This is a genomic window from Streptomyces kryoterrae, from assembly GCF_054072135.1.
On sequence record NZ_CM133358.1, the window covers coordinates 2,456,994 to 2,478,337 of the forward strand.

General features: G+C 71.7%; 18 protein-coding genes. 3 read left to right on the forward strand and 15 right to left on the reverse strand.

Annotation, left to right across the window (positions count from 1 at the left end; genetic code table 11):
- Positions 1–128: 128 nt before the first annotated feature.
- The 8 genes from ACW4TU_RS10255 to sbnA all read right to left on the reverse strand — a co-directional run bounded on the left by ACW4TU_RS10255 (position 129) and on the right by sbnA (position 8,142).
- Positions 129–1,388 carry an FAD-dependent monooxygenase gene (locus ACW4TU_RS10255; RefSeq protein WP_457426828.1) on the reverse strand — a complete coding sequence of 420 codons (1,260 nt, stop codon included), beginning with the start codon at positions 1,386–1,388 and terminating at the stop codon, positions 129–131.
- The gene (locus tag ACW4TU_RS10260; RefSeq protein WP_457426830.1) at positions 1,385–2,830 is read right to left on the reverse strand and encodes a condensation domain-containing protein; all 1,446 of its coding nucleotides are present in this window, start codon (positions 2,828–2,830) and stop codon (positions 1,385–1,387) included. Before ACW4TU_RS10260 ends, ACW4TU_RS10255 begins: the two co-directional genes overlap by 4 nt.
- Positions 2,827–3,546, reverse strand: a complete 720-nt coding sequence (locus ACW4TU_RS10265; protein WP_457426832.1) for a 2-hydroxychromene-2-carboxylate isomerase — start codon at positions 3,544–3,546, stop codon at positions 2,827–2,829. Before ACW4TU_RS10265 ends, ACW4TU_RS10260 begins: the two co-directional genes overlap by 4 nt.
- A gap of 28 nt (positions 3,547–3,574) precedes the next feature.
- Positions 3,575–4,318, reverse strand: coding sequence for a 3-oxoacyl-ACP reductase FabG (gene fabG / locus ACW4TU_RS10270; RefSeq protein ID WP_457426834.1), 744 nt, complete (start codon positions 4,316–4,318; stop codon positions 3,575–3,577).
- 46 nt (positions 4,319–4,364) lie between these two features.
- Positions 4,365–5,459, reverse strand: coding sequence for a beta-ketoacyl synthase N-terminal-like domain-containing protein (locus ACW4TU_RS10275; RefSeq protein ID WP_457426836.1), 1,095 nt, complete (start codon positions 5,457–5,459; stop codon positions 4,365–4,367).
- A 38-nt stretch (positions 5,460–5,497) separates the two neighbouring features.
- A complete protein-coding gene (locus ACW4TU_RS10280; protein WP_164324317.1) occupies positions 5,498–6,754 on the reverse strand; it encodes a beta-ketoacyl synthase N-terminal-like domain-containing protein in 1,257 nt (418 codons plus the stop codon).
- Entirely contained in the window at positions 6,751–7,014 is a 264-nt protein-coding gene (locus tag ACW4TU_RS10285) for an acyl carrier protein (RefSeq protein ID WP_164324315.1), read from the reverse strand. Before ACW4TU_RS10285 ends, ACW4TU_RS10280 begins: the two co-directional genes overlap by 4 nt.
- Positions 7,015–7,095: 81 nt before the next feature.
- Positions 7,096–8,142, reverse strand: coding sequence for a 2,3-diaminopropionate biosynthesis protein SbnA (gene sbnA, locus ACW4TU_RS10290; protein ID WP_457430016.1), 1,047 nt, complete (start codon positions 8,140–8,142; stop codon positions 7,096–7,098).
- Positions 8,143–8,428: 286 nt separating this feature from the next.
- On the opposite strand from sbnA, the gene ACW4TU_RS10295 reads away from it, so the two are divergent.
- The 3 genes from ACW4TU_RS10295 to ACW4TU_RS10305 all read left to right on the forward strand — a co-directional run bounded on the left by ACW4TU_RS10295 (position 8,429) and on the right by ACW4TU_RS10305 (position 12,092).
- Positions 8,429–10,045 (forward strand): tryptophan halogenase family protein, encoded by a 1,617-nt coding sequence (locus ACW4TU_RS10295; protein ID WP_457426839.1) that lies wholly within the window; start codon positions 8,429–8,431, stop codon positions 10,043–10,045.
- A 120-nt stretch (positions 10,046–10,165) separates the two neighbouring features.
- Positions 10,166–10,837 (forward strand): flavin reductase family protein, encoded by a 672-nt coding sequence (locus ACW4TU_RS10300; RefSeq protein WP_457426841.1) that lies wholly within the window; start codon positions 10,166–10,168, stop codon positions 10,835–10,837.
- On the forward strand, positions 10,824–12,092 hold the full coding sequence (locus ACW4TU_RS10305; protein WP_457426843.1) for a cation:proton antiporter domain-containing protein: 1,269 nt from the start codon (positions 10,824–10,826) through the stop codon (positions 12,090–12,092). Before ACW4TU_RS10300 ends, ACW4TU_RS10305 begins: the two co-directional genes overlap by 14 nt.
- A gap of 205 nt (positions 12,093–12,297) precedes the next feature.
- On the opposite strand, the gene trpD is transcribed toward ACW4TU_RS10305, so the two are convergent.
- The 7 genes from trpD to ACW4TU_RS10340 all read right to left on the reverse strand — a co-directional run bounded on the left by trpD (position 12,298) and on the right by ACW4TU_RS10340 (position 21,211).
- Positions 12,298–13,377 carry an anthranilate phosphoribosyltransferase gene (trpD, locus tag ACW4TU_RS10310; RefSeq protein WP_457426845.1) on the reverse strand — a complete coding sequence of 360 codons (1,080 nt, stop codon included), beginning with the start codon at positions 13,375–13,377 and terminating at the stop codon, positions 12,298–12,300.
- A gap of 49 nt (positions 13,378–13,426) precedes the next feature.
- On the reverse strand, positions 13,427–13,624 hold the full coding sequence (locus tag ACW4TU_RS10315) for a hypothetical protein (RefSeq protein ID WP_457426847.1): 198 nt from the start codon (positions 13,622–13,624) through the stop codon (positions 13,427–13,429).
- A 257-nt stretch (positions 13,625–13,881) separates the two neighbouring features.
- Positions 13,882–14,472 (reverse strand): anthranilate synthase component II, encoded by a 591-nt coding sequence (locus ACW4TU_RS10320; RefSeq protein ID WP_457426848.1) that lies wholly within the window; start codon positions 14,470–14,472, stop codon positions 13,882–13,884.
- The gene (locus tag ACW4TU_RS10325; RefSeq protein WP_457426850.1) at positions 14,469–15,989 is read right to left on the reverse strand and encodes an anthranilate synthase component I family protein; all 1,521 of its coding nucleotides are present in this window, start codon (positions 15,987–15,989) and stop codon (positions 14,469–14,471) included. Before ACW4TU_RS10325 ends, ACW4TU_RS10320 begins: the two co-directional genes overlap by 4 nt.
- Positions 15,990–16,026: 37 nt before the next feature.
- Positions 16,027–17,064, reverse strand: coding sequence for a 2,3-diaminopropionate biosynthesis protein SbnB (gene sbnB / locus ACW4TU_RS10330; RefSeq protein ID WP_457426852.1), 1,038 nt, complete (start codon positions 17,062–17,064; stop codon positions 16,027–16,029).
- A gap of 128 nt (positions 17,065–17,192) precedes the next feature.
- The gene (locus ACW4TU_RS10335) at positions 17,193–20,168 is read right to left on the reverse strand and encodes an AfsR/SARP family transcriptional regulator (protein WP_457426854.1); all 2,976 of its coding nucleotides are present in this window, start codon (positions 20,166–20,168) and stop codon (positions 17,193–17,195) included.
- Between the two features lie 821 nt (positions 20,169–20,989).
- The gene (locus tag ACW4TU_RS10340) at positions 20,990–21,211 is read right to left on the reverse strand and encodes a hypothetical protein (protein ID WP_457426856.1); all 222 of its coding nucleotides are present in this window, start codon (positions 21,209–21,211) and stop codon (positions 20,990–20,992) included.
- Positions 21,212–21,344: the final 133 nt, after the last annotated feature.

Genomic DNA, 21,344 nt, shown 5'->3' on the forward strand with positions numbered 1-21,344 from the left:
ACGCAGCGCTATCGGGGGTTTATCGGCCGCCTATACGCCCGCCGAGGACGCCGTGGACAACCACGAGCCCCCGGCGCCGAGGGGCGCCGGGGGCTCGTGGTTGTCCTGGACTGGTCGCTGACGAACAATCAGGCGGCGTTGCTGTTCAGGTTGTTGTTGACGTTGTTGTTGTTCAGGTTGGCCTCGACGTCGTTGGCGAGGATCCACGCCACGTTGGCGGCCTGGTTGTTGACGTTGCCGTTGTTGTTCGCGTTGTTGTTGCTCACGTTGTTGTTCGCGTTGTTGTTGAGGTTGTTGTTCATAGAGGGGTTCCTTTTCTCTGTGGTGGGCTGTCCGTCCCGTGAACCCAGCTGCACACGGGTCGTGTGCGGCCGGCGGGTCGCTTCATAGCGGCGGAGCGCGGCGGCGATGCCCGCGGCTCCCGATGCCTCTTCCTTGAGGCAGATCGCGAGTGCCACCCCGTCCTCGATGGCCTGGTTGGCTCCCTGTCCGTGGTGCGGGAGCATCGGGTGGGCCGCGTCGCCGAGCAGCGTGGTGCGGGCGGTGCTCCACCGCTCCAGCGGCGCCCGGTCGTACAGCGCCCAGCGGCGCACCTCCCGCGCCGCGCCGACGAGGGCCCGCACCTGCGGCGCCCATCCGGCCAGCGTCGCGTCGAGGTCGGCGGGCCCGGCCGCGCTCGTCCAGGACTCGTCGAGCCCCTCGGGCGCCGGGGTGACGGCGACGTAGGTGAACTGCCGTCCGCCGCGGACCGGGTAGAGCAGTACGCGCCCGGCGGGGCCCGCGAACATGTACATCAGCGCGGGGTCGAGGTCCGGCAGCACGGCCGCGTCCACCAGACCCCGCAGCGCGCAGTTGCCCGAGTACACGGGCCGCTCGGGCCCGGCCAGCCGACGGCGGACCAGGGAGTGCACGCCGTCCGCGCCGATCAGCGCGGAGGCCCGGGTGACCGTGCCGCCCGCGAACCGGAGCGTGACGCCCTTCGCGCCCTCCTCGTAGCCGGTCAGCTCACGCCCGGTGTGCACACGCTCGGCGGGCAGCAGCGAGGCGAGCATCCGGTGCAGGTCGCCGCGGTGCACTGTCAGGTAGGGGGCCCCGAACCGCTCCTCCCAGGCGACGCCCATCTCCTGCCGCGCCACCGTGGAGCCGTCGTGGAAGGCGCGGACCTCCAGCGCCTCGGGCCGCACCGCCTTCCGGGCGAGCTGTCCGGCCAGGCCCATGCGGGTCAGCAGCCGGGTGCCGTTGGGGCCGAGGTGCATGCCGACGCCCTGTTCGCGCAGGGTGTCGGCCCGCTCGTAGACGTGGACATCGATGCCGCGGCGGTGCAGGGCGGCGGCGGCGGTGAGTCCGCCGATGCCCGCGCCGATCACCGCGATCGTGGTGGTGGTCATCGGTGGTCCCATGCCTTCTCGAAGGAGTCGAAGGAGCCGAAGGAGTTGAAGTCGTCGAAGGCGCCGGTCTCGCCGGAGCCGAGGGCGAGCACGGCGTCCAGGTCGGCTTCGGCGGCCAGTTCGACATCCGTGATCCGGGCGTCCGGGTCCCGTACGGCGGCTGTGAGCATCCGCTCGTAGCCGTCCGCGAACCGCTCGACGGTCGTCCGGTCCAGGACGTCGGTGTCGTAGGAGAAGACCGCGGTCACGCCCTCGGGGGTCTGCTCGATACGCAGCAGCAGGTCCAGCTGGCCCTCCTGCTGCGGTACGTCGATCAGGGCGATGCCGAGACCGGCGTACGGGATGACACGGCCGACCGCCTGGCCCGGCGGCACGTTGGGCACCGGCGGTTCCATGCGGTCCATGTGGACCAGGAACAGCGCGGCGCGGAACAGGGTGGCCTGCGGGAAGGCCAGGCCGCACGGGTAGCGCACGCCCAGCATGCCCCGCATGATCCGCTCACCGGCCTGCGCGGCCGTGTCCCGGAAGGTGGCGCCGGGCCCGAACTCGGCCCGCACCGGGATGGTGTTGAGGAAGCAGCCGATCACGTCCCGCTGACCGCGGCCGGAGCGGCTGGAGGCGGGCACCCCGAGCAGGAAGTCGTCCTGCCCGGTCCAGCGGTGGGTCAGCGACTGGAACACGGCGAGCAGGTACGCGAAGGGTGTCACGCCCGCCGCGCCCGCCGCCGCGCCGATCCCGTCGGCGGCCTCGGGGGCGAGCCGCCGTACGACCGTGTCGCCGCGCAGCGAGCGCACCCGGGGGCGCGGCCGGTCCAGCGGCAGTTCGGCCGGGGCCGAGCCGGCGACCGACTCCCGCCAGGCGTCGGCGGCCCGCAGACCGGCCTCGGAGGCGGCGTGGGCCAGCTCCGCCGCCGCGTGCTCGGTGTACGAACCCTTCAGCGGGCGCCAGCCGGGCGCGGTGCCGGCGGCATGGGCCGCGTAGGCGTCGAGGACGTCACGGACCAGCAGCCAGCGGGAGGTGAAGTCGCTGACGATGTGGTGGGCGGAGGTGACCAGCGCCCAGTCGTCGTCGGCGCGGCGCAGCAGCACCACCCGGAAGGTCCCCGACTCCAGCCGGAACGGCCGGGCCCCGGCCTCCTCGGCGGCGCGCAGCAGCCCGTCCTCGTCGATTCCGTCGAGGTCCCGCAGTTCCAGCCGTACGACGGGTGCGTCGGAGGCCGTACGGACCGGGCGTCCGCCGTGTTCGGCGAAGACGGAGCGCAGGAGTTCCTGGCGTTCGCCGACCGTGGTGACGGCGGCGTCCATGGCGACGGGGTCGACCCGGCCGCTCAGCCGCAGCGGCATCACGATGTTGTAGGCGGCACTGTCCGGGGCGATGCGGTACGCGGTCCACATCGCCTCCTGGATCGAGGTCAGCGGCAGGGCGGGCACGGCGGTGCTCATCCGCAGCCTCCCGCGTGGCTCTGGTCGGAGGCGGGGCCGCCGACGAGGGCGAGGCCGGGCTCGGCGGGCTCGGGGTTCTCTGCGGCGGACGCCGGGGCGGGCTCGGGGAAGGACGCCGCGAAGTCGGCGACCCGGTCCAGGCCCCAGAAGGGCTCCGAGCCGTGGATGAAGTACGGCACCCCGAACACACCGTCGCGGTCCACGTCCACCAGGGCCTTGGCGCCCTGCGCCCGGATCTCCGGGTCGTCGGTGACGGCGCCGGCCTCTCCGGCGTCCAGGCCGATGGAGACGGCCAGTTCGCGCACGGTGGCCGGATCGCAGAGGTCGCGGCCCTCCAGCCAGCGGGCCGTGCCCGCCCTCTCCACCCACGCCTTGCCCAGGCCCCGGCGCTCGGCGAGGAACCACGTCAGGTGTGCGGGCTCCCACCACGGGTCGGCGTCCACCGGCCAGGTCACGGTGAGCCCGCGGGCCGCGGCGAGCCGGCGCACGTCCCGCAGGATGTAGAACTGCTTGGCCCGGGACATCGGGACATAGGGGAATTCGGCGCCCGCCTCGGCCAGGAGCTTCCGACTGGTCTCGTCGGGCTCCCAGAAGGGCCGCCACTCCAGCCGGTCGAGCAGGCCGGGGTGGTTCTCGCGCAGCTCGCGCAGCGCGAGGAAGCTGTAGGGGCTGCGCAGGTTGAAGTAGAACCGCGGCGGCCGGGCGGCGCGTGGCATGGCTGACTCCTTTGGGCGGGTGGGGTTGTCAGACGACCAGTCCGCCGTCGACGGCGAAGACCTGTCCGGTGATGTAGGCGGCGCGGTCGCCGGCCAGGAAGGACACCAGTTCCGCGACCTCCTGGGGTTCGCCGAAGCGGCCCAGCGGGATGCGGCGGGTCATCTCCTTGATGTGCTTCTCGGAGAGGCCGCCGGTCATGTCGGTGCTGATGAACCCCGGGGCGACGGCGTTGGCGCGGATGCCGGAGCGTCCTGCCTCCTTGGCGAAGGCCGCGGTGAAGCCGATGATCCCGGCCTTGGACGCGGAGTAGTTGGTCTGCGTGGCGTGGCCCGCCGCGGCGACCGAGGAGAGCGTGACGACGGTGCCGCGGCGGCGCTTGAGCATGGGGAAGGCGAGCGTGCGGACGACGTTGTAGGTGCCGTCGAGGTTGGTGCGCACCACGGCGTCCCAGTCCTCGTCGGCCATCATCGCCAGGTGGCTGTCGCGGACGATCCCGGCTGCGGTGACCACCACGTCCACCGGTCCGAGCAGCTCCTCGGTCTCGGCCGCGAACGCGGCCACCGCGGCCCGGTCCGTCACGTCGACGCGGCGGGCCAGGGTGCGGGCGCCGTGTGCGGCGGCCGACTTGGCGGCGAGTGCGGCCGCCTCCTCGTTCGACTGGTAGCACAGCGCGACGTCATGGCCGTCGCGGGCCAGGGTCTCCACGACGGCCCGCCCGATCCCGCGCGAACCGCCGGTGACCAGGGCAACCGGCCTCGGTGTGTCGGACATGTGACGTGCCTTTCTCCTCGGTGACGGAACGGGTGGCGCGGGTGCCTCAGGCCAGCCGCAGCAGCAGCGCGCCGACGGTGCCGTCGCGGTCGGCCGCGGTGATCAGGGCGAGCCGGTCCACCAGGCTCGGGTCGCTCTCCGCCTCGGCGAGCGCGGCGGCGAGCTGGAAGGCGGCGGAGGCCGCGCCGGCGTCGCCGACCAGGGAGCGCACCGGGAGCCGGTTGCCGGTCAGCCCGTCGAGGGCGGACTCCTCCTGCTTGCCGAGCAGGCCGGGCGGGTTGCCGGGCACGATCAGTTCGACGTCGCCGGGAGCGGCGTCCGCGTCGGCCAGGACGTCGGCGACGCAGCGTTCCAGCGCCGCTCCGGCCCGGCCCGTGTCCTGGAAGGCGCGGAAACGGGAGCCGAGGACCGAGGCGAGCACGGGCCGGCCTCCCTCTCGGGCGGCCGACGCCTCCTCCAGGAGGAACAGCGCGGCGCCCTCGCCGAGCGGCTGCGGTTCGGCGCCGCCGTGGTCGGCGACCCGTTCCAGCCGGGCCCGCTGTACGGAGAACTCCTCGGCCGCGCCGGCCAGCAGCGCCGTGCCGTGTCCGCCGCGCAACAGCCGGGAGGCGTACTGGAGGGCGAGCAGGGCGGTGGCGGCGCCGCCGGAGACGGTGACGTTGGGGCCCTTGAGGGTGTGCCGGATGGCACTGGTGCCGGCGGGGCAGTTCATGACGGTGTTGGGGAAGCGCGCCGGATCGACGAGGTAGGGCTTGGCGCCGGTGAGCGCGTCCCGGGTGAAGTCCATGATCGACTGGACGCTGCCGGAGGTGCCGAGCACCAGGCCGGTGCGCTCCGGGTCGGCGGCGAGTCCGGTGCCGTACTCGTCGAGGAGCATGCCGACCGTGGTGGCCGCGATGCCGGTGACCCGGTCCATGGAACGGGTACCCTTGCGGCCGAGGACGGCCCTGATGTCGAAGCCGGGGATCAGCCCGGCCTCCGGGTAGGGGACCGGCCAGGTGTCCGCGTCCACCGGCGCGACCGCCCGCCGCCCGGACCTGAGGCCCTCGGTGAAGCCGTTCCTGCCCAGTCCGTACGGCGAGGACACGGCCCAGCCGGATATCGCCAGCCGGGGCGCGGCTGCGTTCGCCTGGAGCGCCATGCTCAGTCAACTCCTCTCAAGGTTGCGGCCGCCGGCTCTCACGCCGCCTGCTCCCACTTGCCGAGCACCAGGACGGCGTTGTTGCCGCCGAAGGCGAGCCCGTTGTTCTGAACGACCCTCAGCTCCGCCTCGACCGCCTCGTTGGGCACGCAGTCGACCGCGCACTCGGGGTCGGTCGAACGGTGGTTGATCGTCGGGGGGATGAAGCCGTCCCGCAGCGCCAGCGCGCAGGCCGCGGAGGCGAGGGCGCTGGCGGCGCCCATGGTGTGGCCGATCATCGACTTGATGGAGACCGTGCGCGGCAGGGTGTCGCCGAACACCTGCCGGATCGCGCCGACCTCGGTCACGTCGTTGGCCCTGGTGCCGGTGCCGTGCGCGGAGATGAAGTCGACGTCCGCGGCCTCGATGCCGGCGTTGCGGTGTGCCGCGGTGATGCAGCGGGCGATGGAGTCCCGGTCCGGGGCCACCGGGTGGCTGGCGTCGCAGGACAGACCGTAGCCGAGCACCTCGGCGTAGATCCGGGCGCCGCGGGCGAGCGCGGACTCCAGCGACTCCATCAGCAGGATGCCGGAGCCCTCGCCGGTCAGGATGCCCTGCCGGTCGGCGTCGAAGGGTCGGCACACGTCGGGTGCGATCGTGCCGAGCCGGTAGAAGCCGGTGAAGGTCTTGCGGCACAGCGCGTCCGCGCCGCCGCACAGCGCCATCTCGACGTCTCCGGAGCTGATCGCGTCATAGCCGTAGCCGACCGCGTAGTTGCCGGCCGCGCAGGCGGTGGGCACCGTGACGGTCTCCACGTCCTCCAGGCCGAGTTCGCGGACGATGCCGGCCGACAGCCGGCCGGGCCACACCCGGCGGGCCGCCACCTCGTCAAGGGTGTCCTCGCCCCCGGCGACCTGGAGCGCGGTGAGGTGGTCGAGGTCGCGGGACTCACCGTCGGTGGTGCCGACCGAGACCAGCGAGCGCACGTCGCGCACCTGCTGTGCGGTCAGGCCCGCGTCGGCGACCGCCATCCGGCTCGCGGCGACCGCGAACTGCGCGGCCCGGCCCAGGTCGTCCGGGGACGTGGTGGCCAGCCAGGCCGACGGGTCGAAGTCGGTGATCTCGCAGGCGTTGGAGTACGCGAAGCCGGTGGTGTCGAAGGCGCTGATCGGTTTCACGCCGCTGCGGCCGGCCCGCAGGCCGGCGGCGAAGGCGTCGACACCGGTGCCGATGCTCGTCACCACGCCGAGGCCGGTGACGACCACCCGGTGCCGGGCGCCGCGCCCGCCGCGGCCCGGCGTCGCGTCCCCGCTCACTTGGCCTGCGCCTCGGCGACCACGGCGTAGACGCCGGCGAGGTTGACCATGCGGCTGAGCTCGGACTGCGTCAGGGTGATGCCGAAGGTCCGCTCCAGGGAGGAGAGGATCTCGATGGTGCGCAGCGAGTCGGCGTCGTGCTCCTCCTTGAACAGGCTGACGTCGGTGACCTCGTCGAGCTCCAGCTCGAGGATGTCGCAGACGATCTCCTTGATCTCCGTCTTCTGCCCGTCGTCCAGGGCGGGGAGCTGAGTGGTCATCGGATACCTCCGTGCGTCGGTGTCGGCCGCGCGGGCCTCGGGTGGTGGTGTTCGGGGATGCGTCCATGGTGGCGGGGCCCGCTATCCGAGCCCTATATTCGCCAACTCCTCTAAATCGGCGACGAGTTGGGGTGGCAGAACACTGTCCTGCGACAGCTCGGCGACCTCGCCGAAGTGCCGGCGCACCCAGGTGTCGTCGTAGATCGTGTCGAGGTAGCGGTCTCCGCCGTCAGGCAGGATCAGCACGACGTTGGAGCCGGGTTCGAGGCCCGGTGCGATGCGGTCCAGCGCGGAGACCACGGCTCCCGAGGAGCCGCCCGCGAGGATCGCCTCTCGCCGTACGAGCCGGCGGCAGCCCACCACACAGTCCAGGTCGGTGACATGGACGACGTGATCGGCGTCCGAGGGCCGCAGCAGTTTGGGCCGGATCGACGCGCCGTGGCCCGGCACCAGCCGGGTGCAGCCGGTGGTCCGGCCGAACAGCACGCTGCCGACGGCGTCCACCGCGTGCACGGTCGTCGTCAGACCGCTCTGCCGGATGTACTCGGCGCAACCGCCCAGCGTGCCGCCGGTGCCGGCCGCCAGGATCAGGTGGTCGACCTTGCCGTCCAGCGCCTCGGCGATCTCGCGCATCGTGGTCAGGTGCGCCTGCCGGTTGAGCGGGTTGGCGTACTGGTCGGGCCAGTACGAGTCGGGTGTCGAGGCCAGCAGTTCGGCCACCCTGCGCAGCCGCATGGGCAGCAGCTCCCCGGTGACCGGGTCCGGGTCGGTGACGACCTCGACCCGGGCGCCGTAGGCACGCAGGATCGCGAGGTTCTGCTGGGTGGTGCGCGCGTCGACCACGCAGATGAAGCGCAGTCCGAAGTACGTACAGATCTGGGCGAGCCCGACCGCGAGGTTCCCGGAACTGGACTCGATCACCGTGGAACGACCGGGTACGAGCTCCCCGGAGCGGATCCGGGTCAGCACCATCGAGAGCGCCGACCGGTCCTTGACACTGCCGCCGGGATTGAACCGCTCGGCCTTGGCGAACAGCCGTACCGGTATGTCCGGTGCGAGCCGTTCCAGTTCTATGAGCGGGGTGTTCCCCACCACGGCCAGGATTCCCCGGAGTTCGGCAGGCGGCATACCGGGAAGTCCGCCCGGTCCCTGGGCAACGGCATTCCCGTCTTCGTACGGCATCTGATGCAGCCATCCTCTGCTGGGAGTTGCGGGGCGGTTTTCGATGCCAACCGAGAATCGCCGAGCCGCCTATACCTCACCCATACGAACCTGCTCAAGCGGCAATTCCGGACACCTATAGATGCCGCATAGCAAGCCAGCCGATTCTGGCGTGTAAACGCACTCGACAGCATGAAAAGTCGCTGCACACAAAGGCGCACAGACGCACCCGACCGGAGAAATGAGCTCCCCTATGACCGACATCGGTACGACCGACACCGACTCCCGCATCCGCAAAGTCGTCATCCTCGGCGGTGGCACGGCCGGCTGGATGACCGCCGCCTACCTCGGCAAGGCGCTCCAGGGCACCGTCGACATCCAGGTACTGGAGGCCCCGGCCATTCCCCGGATCGGCGTGGGCGAGGCCACCGTGCCGAATCTGCACCGCGTGCTCTTCGACTACCTCGGCATATCCGAGGAGGAGTGGATGCGCGAGTGCAACGCCAGCTTCAAGATGGCCGTGCGCTTCGTCAACTGGCGCACCCCGGGCCGCGGCGAGCCGGGGGCGCGCACGCTGGACAGCGGCCGGCCGGACCACTTCTACCACCCGTTCGGCATCCTGCCCGACCACGACAACACGCCGCTGTCCCACTACTGGTACAAGAACCGGCACGAGGGCCGCACCGACGAGCCGTTCGACTACGCCTGCTTCCGCGAGCCGCCGGTGATGGACGCGAAGAAGTCACCGAAGTGGCTCGACGGCACCGAGTCCACCCGGTACGCCTGGCACTTCGACGCCGCCCTGGTCGCCGACTTCCTGCGCCGCTTCGCCACCGACAAGCAAGGCGTGGAGCACATCCAGGACGAGATGGTGCGCGTCGAGCAGGACGGGCGCGGCTATGTCACGGCCCTGCACACCAAGTCCGGCCGGGTGCTCGACGCCGACCTGTTCGTCGACTGCTCGGGCTTCCGCGGGCTGCTGATCAACAAGGCGCTGGGCGAGCCGTTCGTCGACATGAGCGACCACCTGATGTGCGACAGCGCGGTGGCCACCGCCGTGCCGCACGACGACGAGGCGAACGGGGTCGAGCCGTACACCTCGGCCATCGCGATGTCCTCCGGCTGGGCCTGGAAGATTCCGATGCTGGGCCGTTTCGGGTCCGGTTACGTCTATTCCAGCAGATTCACCTCGCAGGACGAGGCGACCGCGGAGTTCTGTGAACTGTGGGGACTCGACCCCGCGGAGACGCAGTTCAACCACGTCCGCTTCCGGGTCGGCCGCAACCGCCGCGCCTGGGTCAACAACGTGGTGAGCATAGGCCTTTCCTCGTGCTTCCTGGAGCCGCTGGAGTCGACCGGCATCTACTTCATCACCGCCGCGATCTACCAGCTCGCCAAGCACTTCCCCGACCGAACCTTCAATCCGGCCCTGGTGAACAGCTTCAACCAGGAGATCGAGGTGATGTTCGACGACACCCGTGACTTCATCCAGGCGCATTTCTACTACGCGCCGCGCAACGACTCGCCGTTCTGGCAGGCCCAGAAGGAGCTGAAGCTGCCGGAGAACATCCAGCGGAAGATCGAGGAGTACAAGGCGGGACTCCCGGTCAATTCCCCGATCGCCGACGAGTCCACGTACTACGGGAACTTCGAGGCCGAGTTCCGCAACTTCTGGACCAACGGCAGCTATTACTGCATCTTCGCCGGCCTCGGCCTGGAGCCGGACACGCCGCTGCCCGCGCTCGCCCACAAACCGGAGTCCGTCGCGGGCGCCCAGCCGCTGTTCGACAAGGTCAAGCAGGAGCAGCAGCACCTGCTGGACACGCTGCCCAGCGCCTACGACTACCTGCGCAGCCTGCACGGAAAGTAGCCCCCGACCGCCCCCGACCACGGATCGGCCCGGCGGCGCTGAGCCACCGCAGCCCGCCGGGCCAGACCCGCACCGTCCCGATTTCCGGGCCCGATCCTGCTTCCGACAGGAGCCGACCGCATGACTGGTACAGCTGAGACGACGACCACCCTCTCGACCACTTCGACCCCTTCGGCGGCGCCGGCCGCCGCATCCGACTCCACCGGCATTCGCTCCCTGATGGCGTCCTTCCCCTCCGGGGTCAGCGTGGTGACCGCGCTCGGCGCCGACTCCGCCCCGCGCGGGATGACGTGCAGCTCGCTGGCGAGCGTGGCCCTGGACCCGGCGACCCTGGTGGTCTGCCTGCGCACCGCCGGCCCGACCCTGCGCGCAGCCCTGGACAGCGGGCACTTCGCTCTGAACCTGCTGCACGAGGACGCGCGGACCGTCTCCGACCTGTTCGCCTCCGGCAGCACCGACCGGTTCGCGCACGCCGAGTGGCGGCTCCCGCTGGGTGCCGCGGGGCCGCACCTGACGGAGGCCGCCCTCGCCGTCGCGGACTGCACGGTGGTGCACGCCGTGGAGGTCGGCGACCACACGGCCGTCTTCGGCCGGGTCACCCGTGTCACCCACACCGACGGCAGATCACCGCTGCTCTACGGCAGACGCCGGTACGCCCGCTGGTCGGCGGCCGCGTCGGCCCCGGCGCCGGAGGCACGGCCCGCGCCGGCCCCCGCCCTGCCCGCAGCCGCGCTCGCCGCACCCTCACCCTCACCCTCACCCCTGGAAGGAGAAGCCCGTGTCGGCTCCTGACCCCCTGCCCGGCCTGCTCGTCGCCGTACCCGTGGTGATCGGCGTGTGCCGTATCGGCGCGCTGCTCTTCCGCCGGATCGGGCAGCCCCCGGTCATCGGCGAGATCACCCTCGGCATCCTGCTCGGCCCGTCGCTGCTCGGCTGGATCTCCCCCGCCGCCCAGCACTGGCTGTTCCCGGCGGAGATCCTCCCCCACCTGCTGGTGCTGGGCAATCTCGGCCTGCTCGCCTTCATGTTCCTGGTCGGCCTTGAGCTCGACCTGTCGGCCCTGCGCGGCCACAGCCGTACAGCGGTCACCGTCTCCTACGTCGGCATCGCGCTGCCTCTGCTGCTGGGCGCGCTGCTGGCGCTCGGGATGTACGGCCCGTTCGCTCCGGCCGGGGTGGGCCGGCTGCCGTTCGTCCTGTTCGTCGCCGTCTCGATGAGCATCACCGCCTTCCCGGTGCTGGCCCGGATCCTCACCGACCGCGGCCTCTACACCACTCCCCTCGGGTCGCTCGCGATGGCGTGCGCGGCCGTGGACGACGTCAGCGCGTGGTGCCTGCTGGCGCTGGTCGCGGCGGTCAGCACCAGCGGCTCGGCGGAGCAGGCGGCCGTCACCGCTGCCTGGTCGCTGGTCTTCGTGGCCTGCATGATGTGCCTGGTCCGGCCGGTGCTGGCCCGGCTGGCCCGGCAGACCGGCAAGGCCGCGGAGAGCTCGGTCCTGGTGTTCGTCTTCGCCGGCCTGTGCGTGTCGGCCTTCGTCACGGACGGCATCGGCATCCACGCCCTGTTCGGCGCGTTCCTCTTCGGCGTGGTCATGCCCCGCGGTTCCCGGGCGGTCGAGCTGTCCGCCGCCCGGCTGCGGGCGTTCACCGTCCCGGTGCTGCTGCCGCTGTTCTTCGTCAGCACCGGCGTGCGCACCGACGTCTCGCTGCTCACCGGTGACGCCGCCCAGTGGCTGTGGGCCGGCGCCGTCCTGGCGGTGGCCCTGCTCGGCAAGTTCGGCGGCAGTACGGCGGCGGCACGGCTGTCGGGCCAGTCCTGGCGGGACGCGATGTCGGTCGGCGCGCTGATGAACTGCCGCGGCCTGACCGAGCTTGTCGTCCTCAACGTCGGCCTGGAACTGGGCGTCATCGGCCCGGACCTGTTCACCATCCTGGTCCTGATGGCTCTGATCACCACGGCCATGACCTCCCCCGCCCTCACCTGGTTCCGCCGTACACCGGCCCCGGAACCAACCGTCCCGGTCCCCCAGCCGGTCACCGCCGCGTGACGCGGCCCGCCACAGGCGGGTCCGCCCGACAGGCCGCCCCGGCCGCTCCTGCCCGGACCGGTGCGGGTCCGCCCGGACGCGCGCCACAGCCCCCACCGCACGCCGGTCCGGATCCGCGGCCCCGCGCCCCGCCCGGACCCCGTGTCTCCGGTTCCCGCCGTGACGGCGGGGACCGGAGACGTCGCGGTCGTACGGATGCCCATGGTCAGGCCGCCGGTGTCAGGGCGTAGGTGCCGCTGGCCAGGGCCCAGCGTTCGAGGGTGGACCGGGCGGCACCCGAGTCGATCGCCTCGGCGGCCCGGCCGACGGCCGGGGCGAGGCGTTCGGTGACCGTCCGTCCGCCGGCCGGCTCCAGCGCGGCCAGGGCGGCGGCGGCCGAGAGAAGGACGGCGTCCCGCACTGGCCCCCGCTCACCGTCGAGGATCCGCCGCGCCACGTCCGCGTTGTATCCGGCGTCCGCCCCACGCAGCGCCTCGACCGGGGCGTACCCGAAACCGAGGGCCCGTGGGTCGAACGACTCCTGGCGGACCGTGCCGCCTTCCACCGTGAAAACGGTGGAGGTGGTGGTGACGGTCAGTTCGTCCAGCCCGTCGTCGCCGCGGAACACCAGCGCGTCGGCCCCCCGGCGCGCCAGCACCCCGGCGACGAGCGGCAGCAGCCGGGCGTCGGCGACGCCGACCGCCTGGGCCGCGGGCGACGCCGGGTTGGTCAGCGGCCCGAGGGCGTTGAAGACGGTGGGGATGCCGAGCGCGCGCCGGGCGACCGCCGCGTGCCGCATCGCCGGATGGAAGTCCGGGGCGAAGCAGAACGTGATCCCGACCTCCTCCGCCAGTGCCGCCACCTGTCCCGGCGGCAGCCGCAGACTCACCCCGAGCTTCTCCAGTACGTCGGCCGAGCCCGAGGCGGAACTGGAGGCGCGGTTGCCGTGCTTGACGACGCGCGCCCCCGCGCCCGCCGCCACGAGGGCGGACATCGTGGAAATGTTGACGGTCTTCGCCCCGTCCCCTCCGGTGCCCACCACATCGACGGTCCTCCCCGGCACGTCGATGCGTACCGCGTGCGCCATCATGCCCCGCACCAGCCCTTCCAGTTCGCCGACCGTCTCCCCCTTGGCGCGCAGCGCCACCAGGAAGCCGGCGATCAGGGCGTCGGAGGCTTTGCCCCGCATCACCTGGTCCATCACCCACGCGGTGTCCGGTTCGGACAGATCGCGACCGTTCAGGACGGAGCCGAGCAGCCCGGGCCAGGACCGTTGCGGCCCACCCGATGCAGTCCTTGCGTTCACTCCGGTTCTCCTTCAGTCATCCGGTCCGGGGACCAGTGCCTCGCGGGCGTCAGCTCCAGGGATCCACATCGTCGGTACCGGCGGCCGCGTTGCTCCAGGGGTCCACACCCTCGCCGCCGGCCACCACATTGCTCCACGGGTCCACACCCTCGGTGGCAACCGCCACGCTGGTGAACAGGGCGCCGGCCGTGAAGGTGGCTACGACGAGGGCCTGGATCCCGGACTTCTTGATCTGAGTGAGCTGCATTTCCGTCTCCCCGTTAATTGTTCTCGCAGTTTCGGTCCGGCCCGTTCCGTCCCGACACCGAGAAAATTACGGAGCTACGGCTTTAGTTTATTATCGGAGGCGCTTCACCGATCTGTTCTGGATCAATAACGACGATATACTCGCAGGTCACAATGGGTCAAAGAGGAATACGGACCCATAGATTCCAAGGGTCGCGCGGGGGTTGCGGAGGATCTCCCCACAGCCCACACGGGCCATACCCGAAAGAATTCAGACCCTCAGGAAGTCGGTATGACGTCCCCTGCGGGAATCCGCAGGAAATTCTCCAGCAGCCGCATTCCTCCCACCGTGGTGATGGACTCGGGATGGAACTGCACCCCTTCCACCGCCAGCGCGCGGTGCCGCAGACCCATGACATAGCCGTCGTCGGCGGCCCGTGCCGTCACGGTCAGCTCCCGCGGCAACGGCTCCTCGACGACGAGCGAGTGGTACCGGGTGGCGGTCACCTCGTCGCCGAGGCCGGTGAAAACCCCGGCGCCGTCGTGCGTGACGGGGCTGGTCTTGCCGTGCTTGAGCCGGGCGGCGACGGCGATCCGTGCCCCGTAGGCGAGGCCGATCGCCTGGTGGCCGAGGCAGATGCCGAGCAGCGGCACCCGCCCGGCGAAGGCGTGCACCAGCTCCACGTGCCCCGAGTCGGCCGGATGACCCGGCCCGGGCCCCAGCACCACCGCCTCCGCCCCCCGGGCCGCGAGCTGCTCCGGGGTGCGGGTGCCCGACCGCACCACGTCGGTCTCGGCGCCCAGCGTGCGCAGGTACTGGTCGATGATGTGGGTGAAGCTGTCGTAGGCGTCGACGAGCAGGACCTTCACGGCAGCAGCTCCTCACCGGTCAGCGCCCAGTAGGCGGCGCCCATCTTGTGCAGCGTCTCGTGCCACTCGGCGAGCGGCTCGGAGTCGGCGACGATGCCGGCGCAGCTCTGGGTGGAGTACGCCGTCCCGTCGTGGGTGATGGTGCGGATACACAGGGCGAGCCGGGACCAGCCGCGCACGTCGACCAGGCCCACCGCGCCCGCGTACATCCGCCGGGGCGCGCTCTCCAGCTCTTCGATGATCTCCATGGCGCGGATCTTCGGGGCGCCGGTGACCGTGCCGGCCGGGAAGGTGGCGCGCAGCACCGACCAGGTGTCCTCGCCGGGCGCGAGGACACCCTCGACGGTGGAGACCAGGTGGAAGACGTGCGAGTACGTCTCCACGGTCATCAGCCGCTGCACGTCCAGCGTGCCCGGCACACTGACCCGGCCGATGTCGTTGCGGCACAGGTCGACCAGCATGACGTGCTCGGCGCGTTCCTTCTCGCTGGCCTTCAGTGCCTCGATGCGCGGCCCGTCGACCGCCGGGTCGCCGCTGCGCGGGGTGGTGCCGGCGATGGGCCGCATGACGATCCGGTCGCCCTCGGTGCGGAACAGCACCTCGGGGCTGGCACCGATGAGCGTGGAGCCGTCGCGCGGGACGAGGTACATGTACGGCGACGGGTTGCGGTGCCGCAGCCGCCGGTAGACGTCCAGCGGCGTCAGCTCGGTGTCCACGTCGATGCGATGGCCGATCTGGATCTGGTAGATGTCCCCGACGCCGATGTGTGCCATGCAGCGTTCCACCTGGGCGAGGAAGGTCCGCTCATCGGTGCTGTCGCGGACCGTGCGCGGGGCCGGCACCTCGGGCAGCGGGGCGGGCTCCGCCGCGGGGCGCAGCCCGGCGGCGACCGCGGCGACGAGGCCGGGGACCGCGGCGGGTGGGAAGTCCGGGGAGCGGGCGGTGAGCAGCCGGGCGGTGCCCGCGTCGAGGTCGTAGCGCACGACCTCGCGGAAGAGGGTCAGGACGAGGTCGGGGCCGCCGTCGGCAGTGCGCTCGGGCAGCCGTTCCATGTGCCAGGCGGCTCCGTAGCCGACGGTGGCCAGGAAGCCGAAGGCGTATCCGTCCGCGGGCACCGAACTCTCCAGGGTGAACGCCCGCTGGGCGGCCCGCAGCAGCGCCCACACCTGGTCGGAGTCGGCCAGGGCGCGGGCCCCGTCCGGCAGTTCGGCCAGCCCCAGGTCGACGGCGGCGGCGTGCAGCGCCTCGGTGACGGCGGGCGCTCCGTCGACGGTGACGCGGTCGGAATGCACCTGGAGTTCGGCGAGCCGGCCGTGGCCGACGACGGCGCCGTTGCCGTCCTCCTCGGGGGCGGCGAGGCTCTCCAGGAGGAACACCTCGTCACCGGCGCGGGCGCGCAGGGCCGTGTACAGGTCCAGCGGGTCGTGCGGGGGCAGGACGGTCTCGTCGACACGGACGGTGAGGGACCGGCGTGGTGCGCCGGCCGCTCGGGGCGGTGAGTCGAGCAGTGTGGTCACAGGTGAACCCCATCCTCGAAGGGTTTGTGGGCGATGGTCAGCCGTAGCGGCGCAGCTCGTGGAAGAAGTCCTGCTCGACGGCGAGTTCACCGGAGTCGAGCAGCCGGTCGTAGACGTGCTTGCCGACGGCGAGGTCGAGGACACCGAGTCCGAACGGCGAGAAGAACACGGGCCGGTCGGCGGGCACACCGGCCGCACCGGTCAGCACGCCGTAGAGGGTGCCGTCGATGAACTCCCGTCCGCCGCTGAGCCGTTCGGCCAGGTGCGGGGACGTGTCGGCCTTCAGGCAGTGGTCGACGTCGTCGACGAAGTTGGCGCCGGTGAGGATCACCTCGGGCGCCAGATCACGCAGCGACACGTGCAGCACCAGCGGGTGGTGGCCGAACCAGCCGGGGTCGGTGACGTGCGGGGTGCCGGCGACGGTGGCGAAGACGACGAGGTCGCTGCCGCGGACGAGGTCCTCGGCCGACCCGTGCACGGTGACCCGGCCCCCGAACCCGGAGCGGTCGAGGTGTCCGGCGAACCCGGCGGCGTGCTCCGCCGACAGGTCGTGCACGCCGATCTCGTCGAACTCCCAGCCGGTACCCGCCAGATACTGGTGGATGTACCGGGCGATGAGACCGGTGCCGAAGAAACCGACGCGGCGCGGCAGGTCCCCGCGCGCCCGGCCGAGGGTCTCGGCGGCCAGCACCGCGGAGGCGGCCGTACGAGCCGCGCTGATGATCGAACTCTCCAGGCAGGCCAGCGGATAGCCGGTGTCCGGGTCGTTGAGGATGAGCACGCCGGAGGCGCGCGGGAGGCCCGCCGCCACGTTGTCGGGGAAGCTGGAGATCCATTTCAGGCCGTCCACGCCGATGCCCCCGCCGATCGACGCGGGGAGCGCGATGATGCGGGAGGCCGGCCGGTCGGGGAAGCGAAGGAAGTAGGACGGCGGATTGACGGTGTCACCGGCACCGTGGACGCGGTACGCCGTTTCGATCAGACGCACCACCTCCCGGTGCCGGCCGGCCAGGACCCGCTGGACCTGGGCCCCGGAGATCACGGCGAAGGTGGGCGCCTTGGCGACAGGCGGCATCGTGTACTCCACATTTCGGCTGACAGTGGTACCGGCCGAACGTAGGCAGCCCGCTTATCGCCGGGGTATCGGTCGTCTACAACGGCACCTACGGGGACCCGGGTTTCCCGGCCCGCTGCCGCCCGGCGTCAGCCTTCCTCGTTCTCCAGCCGGGCCAGCGCGCGTTCCGCCTCCGCGCGCCACTGCGGGGCGTCGGCGCGGACGAAGACGTCGTGGGCGGCGGTCAGCCGTTCACGCGCCGCGTCGTGGCGGCCCAGGCGGCGCAGCGCGTCGCCGAGGGCGAGGTTGATCCGGCCGTCGACGAGGGGGGCATCGATGCGTTCGACGATCTCCAGCGCCTCGGTCAGCGTGGTCGCGGCGGCGTCCACCTCGTCCGCGCCCAGACGGCTCTCCCCGAGTCCCAGCAGGGCGTAGGCGAGCCCCACCCGGTCGGACTTGTCGGTGACCAGCGCGACCACCTGCTGGAACGCTTTTTCCGCCAGGTCGAAGTCAGACCGGGCCAGATGCACCCGGCCCAGCCGGTGCAGGGTCTGGGCGGCGCCGCGCCGGCCGCCGCCGCCGATCGACTCCATGAGCTGCACCGCTTCCAGACTCAGCTTCATCGCCAGCTCGGTGGAGCCACGGTCCAGTTCGATCTGCGCCATGTTGTCGAGCGTGTGCGCCTCGGAGGAGGTGTCGCCGACCCGGCGCAGGATGTCCCGGGCCGTCCGCAGCCGCTCCATGGCGAGGTCCAGGTTGCCGCGGAACCGGTCCAGGATCGACAGGTTGCGCAGGTTCAGCGCCTGCCCGTGCTCCTCGCCGGCCTGCTCGAACAGTTCCAGCGCCTCGCTGTAGCGGGCGTGCGCCTCCTCCAGCCGACGGTAGGACTGCGCGACACCGCCGAGCTGGTGGAGCATGGCGGCCTGCCCGCGCAGGTTGCCCGTCCTGCGGGTCGCGGCCAGCGCCGCCTCGGAGCAGATCCGCCAGTCGTCCAGGTAGTGCCGGGTCTCGAAGAGCACCGCCGCCGAGACCGTGAGGTCCCAGGCGAGGTCGTCCATGCCCAGGGCGGCCGTCTGCTCGACCGCGGCGACCAGCGACAGGCGTTCCGCCTCCAGCCACTCCAGCGGCGAGTCGAGGAGTTCGTCGAGGTGGATGGGGTCGACCGGCCGACGCGCCACCTCGCTGTACACGACGCTGAAGTGGCCGCCGAACTCCCGCCGGTGGGCCTCCTCCGCGATCGTCAGCCAGGTGCGGAAAGCGCGCTCGCGGGCGGCCCGCTGGGCGTCCGGCGGCTCCTCGGCGTAGGCCCGCTCGCGGGCGTAGAGGCGCATCAGGTTCTGCAGCCGGTAGCGCAGCCGGCCGGTCGCGTCGACGCCGACGACCTCCAGGAACTGGGCGTCGACGAGATCCTCCATGATCCGCTCGGCGTCCAGCACGTCGATGTCGAGCAGCGCGCCGCCGACCCAGGCCGCGAAGTCCGGCACGTCGAGCAGGCCGAGCCGCCGGTAGAGAAGCGCCGCGTCCTCGGGCAGATAGCGGTACGACAGCGCGAAGCTGGCCCGCACCCGGGAAGCGCCCTGGCTCAGCTCGTCCAGCCGGCGTGCCTCGTCGTTGAGCCGGGTCACCAGATGCCGTACGGTCCAGTGCGGTTTGGAGGCGAGCCGGGCGGCGGCGATGCGCAGTGCCAGCGGCAGCCGGTCACACAGCTCGGCCAGCCGTACGGTGTCGGCGCGGGCGGAGGCGATGCGTTCGGTGCCGACGATCCGGCCGAGCAGTTCCACCGCCTCCGGCTCGGGCAGCACGCCGAGGTGCACCCGGGCCTCCTGCGGCCAGGTGACCAGTTCCTCCAGCTGGTCCCGGCTGGTGACCAGCACGGCGCAGCGCCCGCTGCCGGGCAGCAGGGTGCGCAGCTGCGCATAGGAGCGGACGTTGTCCAGAACGACGAGCACCTGCCGCTCGGCGAGCACGCTGCGGTACAGCGCGACGAGCGCCTCCGTCTCCGGCGGTATCTGGTCACTGGGCACGCCCAGCGAGCGCAGGAAGCGGCTGATGACGTCGGCGGCGACGGTCGGCTCGTGCTCCTCGTCGTAGCCACGCAGGTCGGCGAAGAGCCGTCCGTCCGGGAAGCGGGCGGCGGCTCGGTGGGCCCAGCGGACCGCGAGGCCGGTCTTGCCGACGCCCGCGATGCCGGTGATCAGCCCGAAGGCGGGCCCCTGTTGCCGGTCCCGGTCGGCCACCAGCAGGTCCAGTAACGCCAGTTCAGCCCCGCGGCCGGTGAAGCCGGGCACGTCCGGCGGGAGTTCGGAGGGGACGATGACGGAGTCGGAGCGCAGCGCATCGGTGGTGGAAACCGGCGGCGCGGGGGCGAGGGAGGGGTCGTCGCGCAGGATCGCGTCGTGCAGTTCCTGGAGGTCGGGGCCCGGCTCCATGCCGAGTTCCTCGATGAACTGGGCGCGCGCCTCCCGGAAGGTGCCCATCGCCTCGGCCCGCCGCCCGGACCGGTACTGCGCGAGCATCAGATGGTGCCGGGTGCGTTCGCGCAGCGGATGCTCCCGCACGACGGCCGCCAGCTCCGGTACGAGGTCCTGGTGGCTGCCGAGTTCCAGCAGGACGGCGGTGGCGTCGTCGTAGGCGTTGAGACGGTGTCCTTCGAGCCGGGCGGCCTCGTCCTCCACCACCGGGCTGGCGATGCCGGCGAAGGCGGGGCCCGTCCACAGGTCGAGGGCCTGCGCGTAGCTGTCGGCCGCGTCGGCGTGTCGGCCCTGCTCCACTGCCGTCTCGGCGTCCTTGACCAGCTGGGCGAAGTCCACCGAGTCGACCGCGTGGCCCTCGGGTCTGAGGACGTAACCGGGGTGGGCGGTGACGATGATGTCCTCGGTGACGCCCTCGGCCTTGAAGGTCTTGCGCAGGGCGGCGATCACGATCGCGATCTGGGTGCGGGCGGTGGCGGGAGGGCCGCTGTTCCAGACAGCGTCGACGAGAGTGTCGACCGGCACGATCCGGCCGGGGTTGAGCAGCAGCAGAGCCAGGACCGTTCGCTGGCGCGCACCGCCGACGGTGAGTGCACGGCCGTTCGCCGTCACCGACAGGGGCCCCAAAATCTTGAAATTGAGCCGCTCAACCACGGACGTTCCCCCCAGAACTCCGCTCACCATCCTCGCCTGAGCGCCTAGACGACAATAGCTGAGCGGCCGGGCCGACTCCCTGGTGTTTTCCAGCCGTCCCTGAGGTCAGGGGCTTCGATGGCGCGGAATCGGGAATCATCTTTCCTTTTCCTGGACCACACAAAGGATCACGTGTGCGAATTCGCATCGAGTAATCCGGAATGGAATACCGCCCCCGAGAACCCGTTGACCCTTACACCCGGTAACCGTGACACTCCCCGGGACCTGTAGTGGTCGGATTCCACCCCCGGGATCCGGCCGCACCGCCCGCACGGATGGCCGATTTACAATCGCACAGACGTTCCGATCAAGCCATACCGGGCAACCGCCTTGTTCGGCGGACCCACCGGGCCCAGGGAGCAGGTGGGAGCAGCCGGAAAACAATGGTCCCCATGGCCGGTTCTACGATGTCCACCGCCCCACAGGCGGACGCGGAACCGGCACCCTGGCCGAAAACGATCAGGCCGCGGAGGCGTGAACGGCCTCTCGGCGCCCGTCCGGTGCCCGTACCCTTCGCTCCTCGCGGCGCGACCGGAGCCGGGAACGGAGACCGGCGACCCGGGCCCGCGGGACCGGCCGACGCCCGGTCCGGACCCGAACCGGCGGCCGGTTGTCGCGCCACGATGGGCACACTTCTGGATCTGATCGGGCAGAAGGGTACAACGTCGCAACCGCACAGACGGGTGCGGCGGCCGAGGTCGGCGCCGCAGCCCCCGAGTCAGGGCCGAGGCCACCGCAGGCGACGCCGCCATCACGGCGATCGCCGCAGCCGACGAGGTGAACTACGCGACCGCGACCGCCGACGTGGCGCTCACGCCCTGGAGGGTGAGCAGCCCCGCGGAGCGCAACTCGAAGGCTTGGACCGCCGGTTCGTCCGGCACAAGGGTCATCAGGCGCTCCTGCCGCTCCATGCTCGCGCCAAAGCCGACCGGCGCCACGGCGGCGCGGACCGCGGTGGCCGGCAGCGCCGGGTGCAGCGCGAACAGCAAGTACGGCGTGGCCATCAGCACGAGCAGCGGCACCCCGAGCGGGGCCGCAGCGCGGGAGGCAGCAGCCGGCCGACGCCCACGTCACCGGTGAAGGCGAGGGACATGCCCGCGATCGGGCCGGCGGCGACGCGGAGGATGCCCAGGCCGG

Excerpts from the sequence above, each read along its gene's own strand:
- sbnB (WP_457426852.1), bottom strand. The coding sequence starts at position 17,064 with ATGCCGCCTGTCGCCAAGGCGCCCACCTTCGCCGTGATCTCCGGGGCC.
- ACW4TU_RS10275 (WP_457426836.1), bottom strand. The coding sequence starts at position 5,459 with ATGGCGCTCCAGGCGAACGCAGCCGCGCCCCGGCTGGCGATATCCGGC.
- ACW4TU_RS10300 (WP_457426841.1), top strand. The coding sequence starts at position 10,166 with ATGACTGGTACAGCTGAGACGACGACCACCCTCTCGACCACTTCGACC.
- ACW4TU_RS10255 (WP_457426828.1), bottom strand. The coding sequence starts at position 1,388 with ATGACCACCACCACGATCGCGGTGATCGGCGCGGGCATCGGCGGACTC.
- ACW4TU_RS10265 (WP_457426832.1), bottom strand. The coding sequence starts at position 3,546 with ATGCCACGCGCCGCCCGGCCGCCGCGGTTCTACTTCAACCTGCGCAGC.
- ACW4TU_RS10295 (WP_457426839.1), top strand. The coding sequence starts at position 8,429 with ATGACCGACATCGGTACGACCGACACCGACTCCCGCATCCGCAAAGTC.
- ACW4TU_RS10315 (WP_457426847.1), bottom strand. The coding sequence starts at position 13,624 with ATGCAGCTCACTCAGATCAAGAAGTCCGGGATCCAGGCCCTCGTCGTA.
- ACW4TU_RS10285 (WP_164324315.1), bottom strand. The coding sequence starts at position 7,014 with ATGACCACTCAGCTCCCCGCCCTGGACGACGGGCAGAAGACGGAGATC.
- ACW4TU_RS10260 (WP_457426830.1), bottom strand. The coding sequence starts at position 2,830 with ATGAGCACCGCCGTGCCCGCCCTGCCGCTGACCTCGATCCAGGAGGCG.
- sbnA (WP_457430016.1), bottom strand. The coding sequence starts at position 8,142 with ATGCCGCCTGCCGAACTCCGGGGAATCCTGGCCGTGGTGGGGAACACC.
- ACW4TU_RS10340 (WP_457426856.1), bottom strand. The coding sequence starts at position 21,211 with ATGGCCACGCCGTACTTGCTGTTCGCGCTGCACCCGGCGCTGCCGGCC.
- fabG (WP_457426834.1), bottom strand. The coding sequence starts at position 4,318 with ATGTCCGACACACCGAGGCCGGTTGCCCTGGTCACCGGCGGTTCGCGC.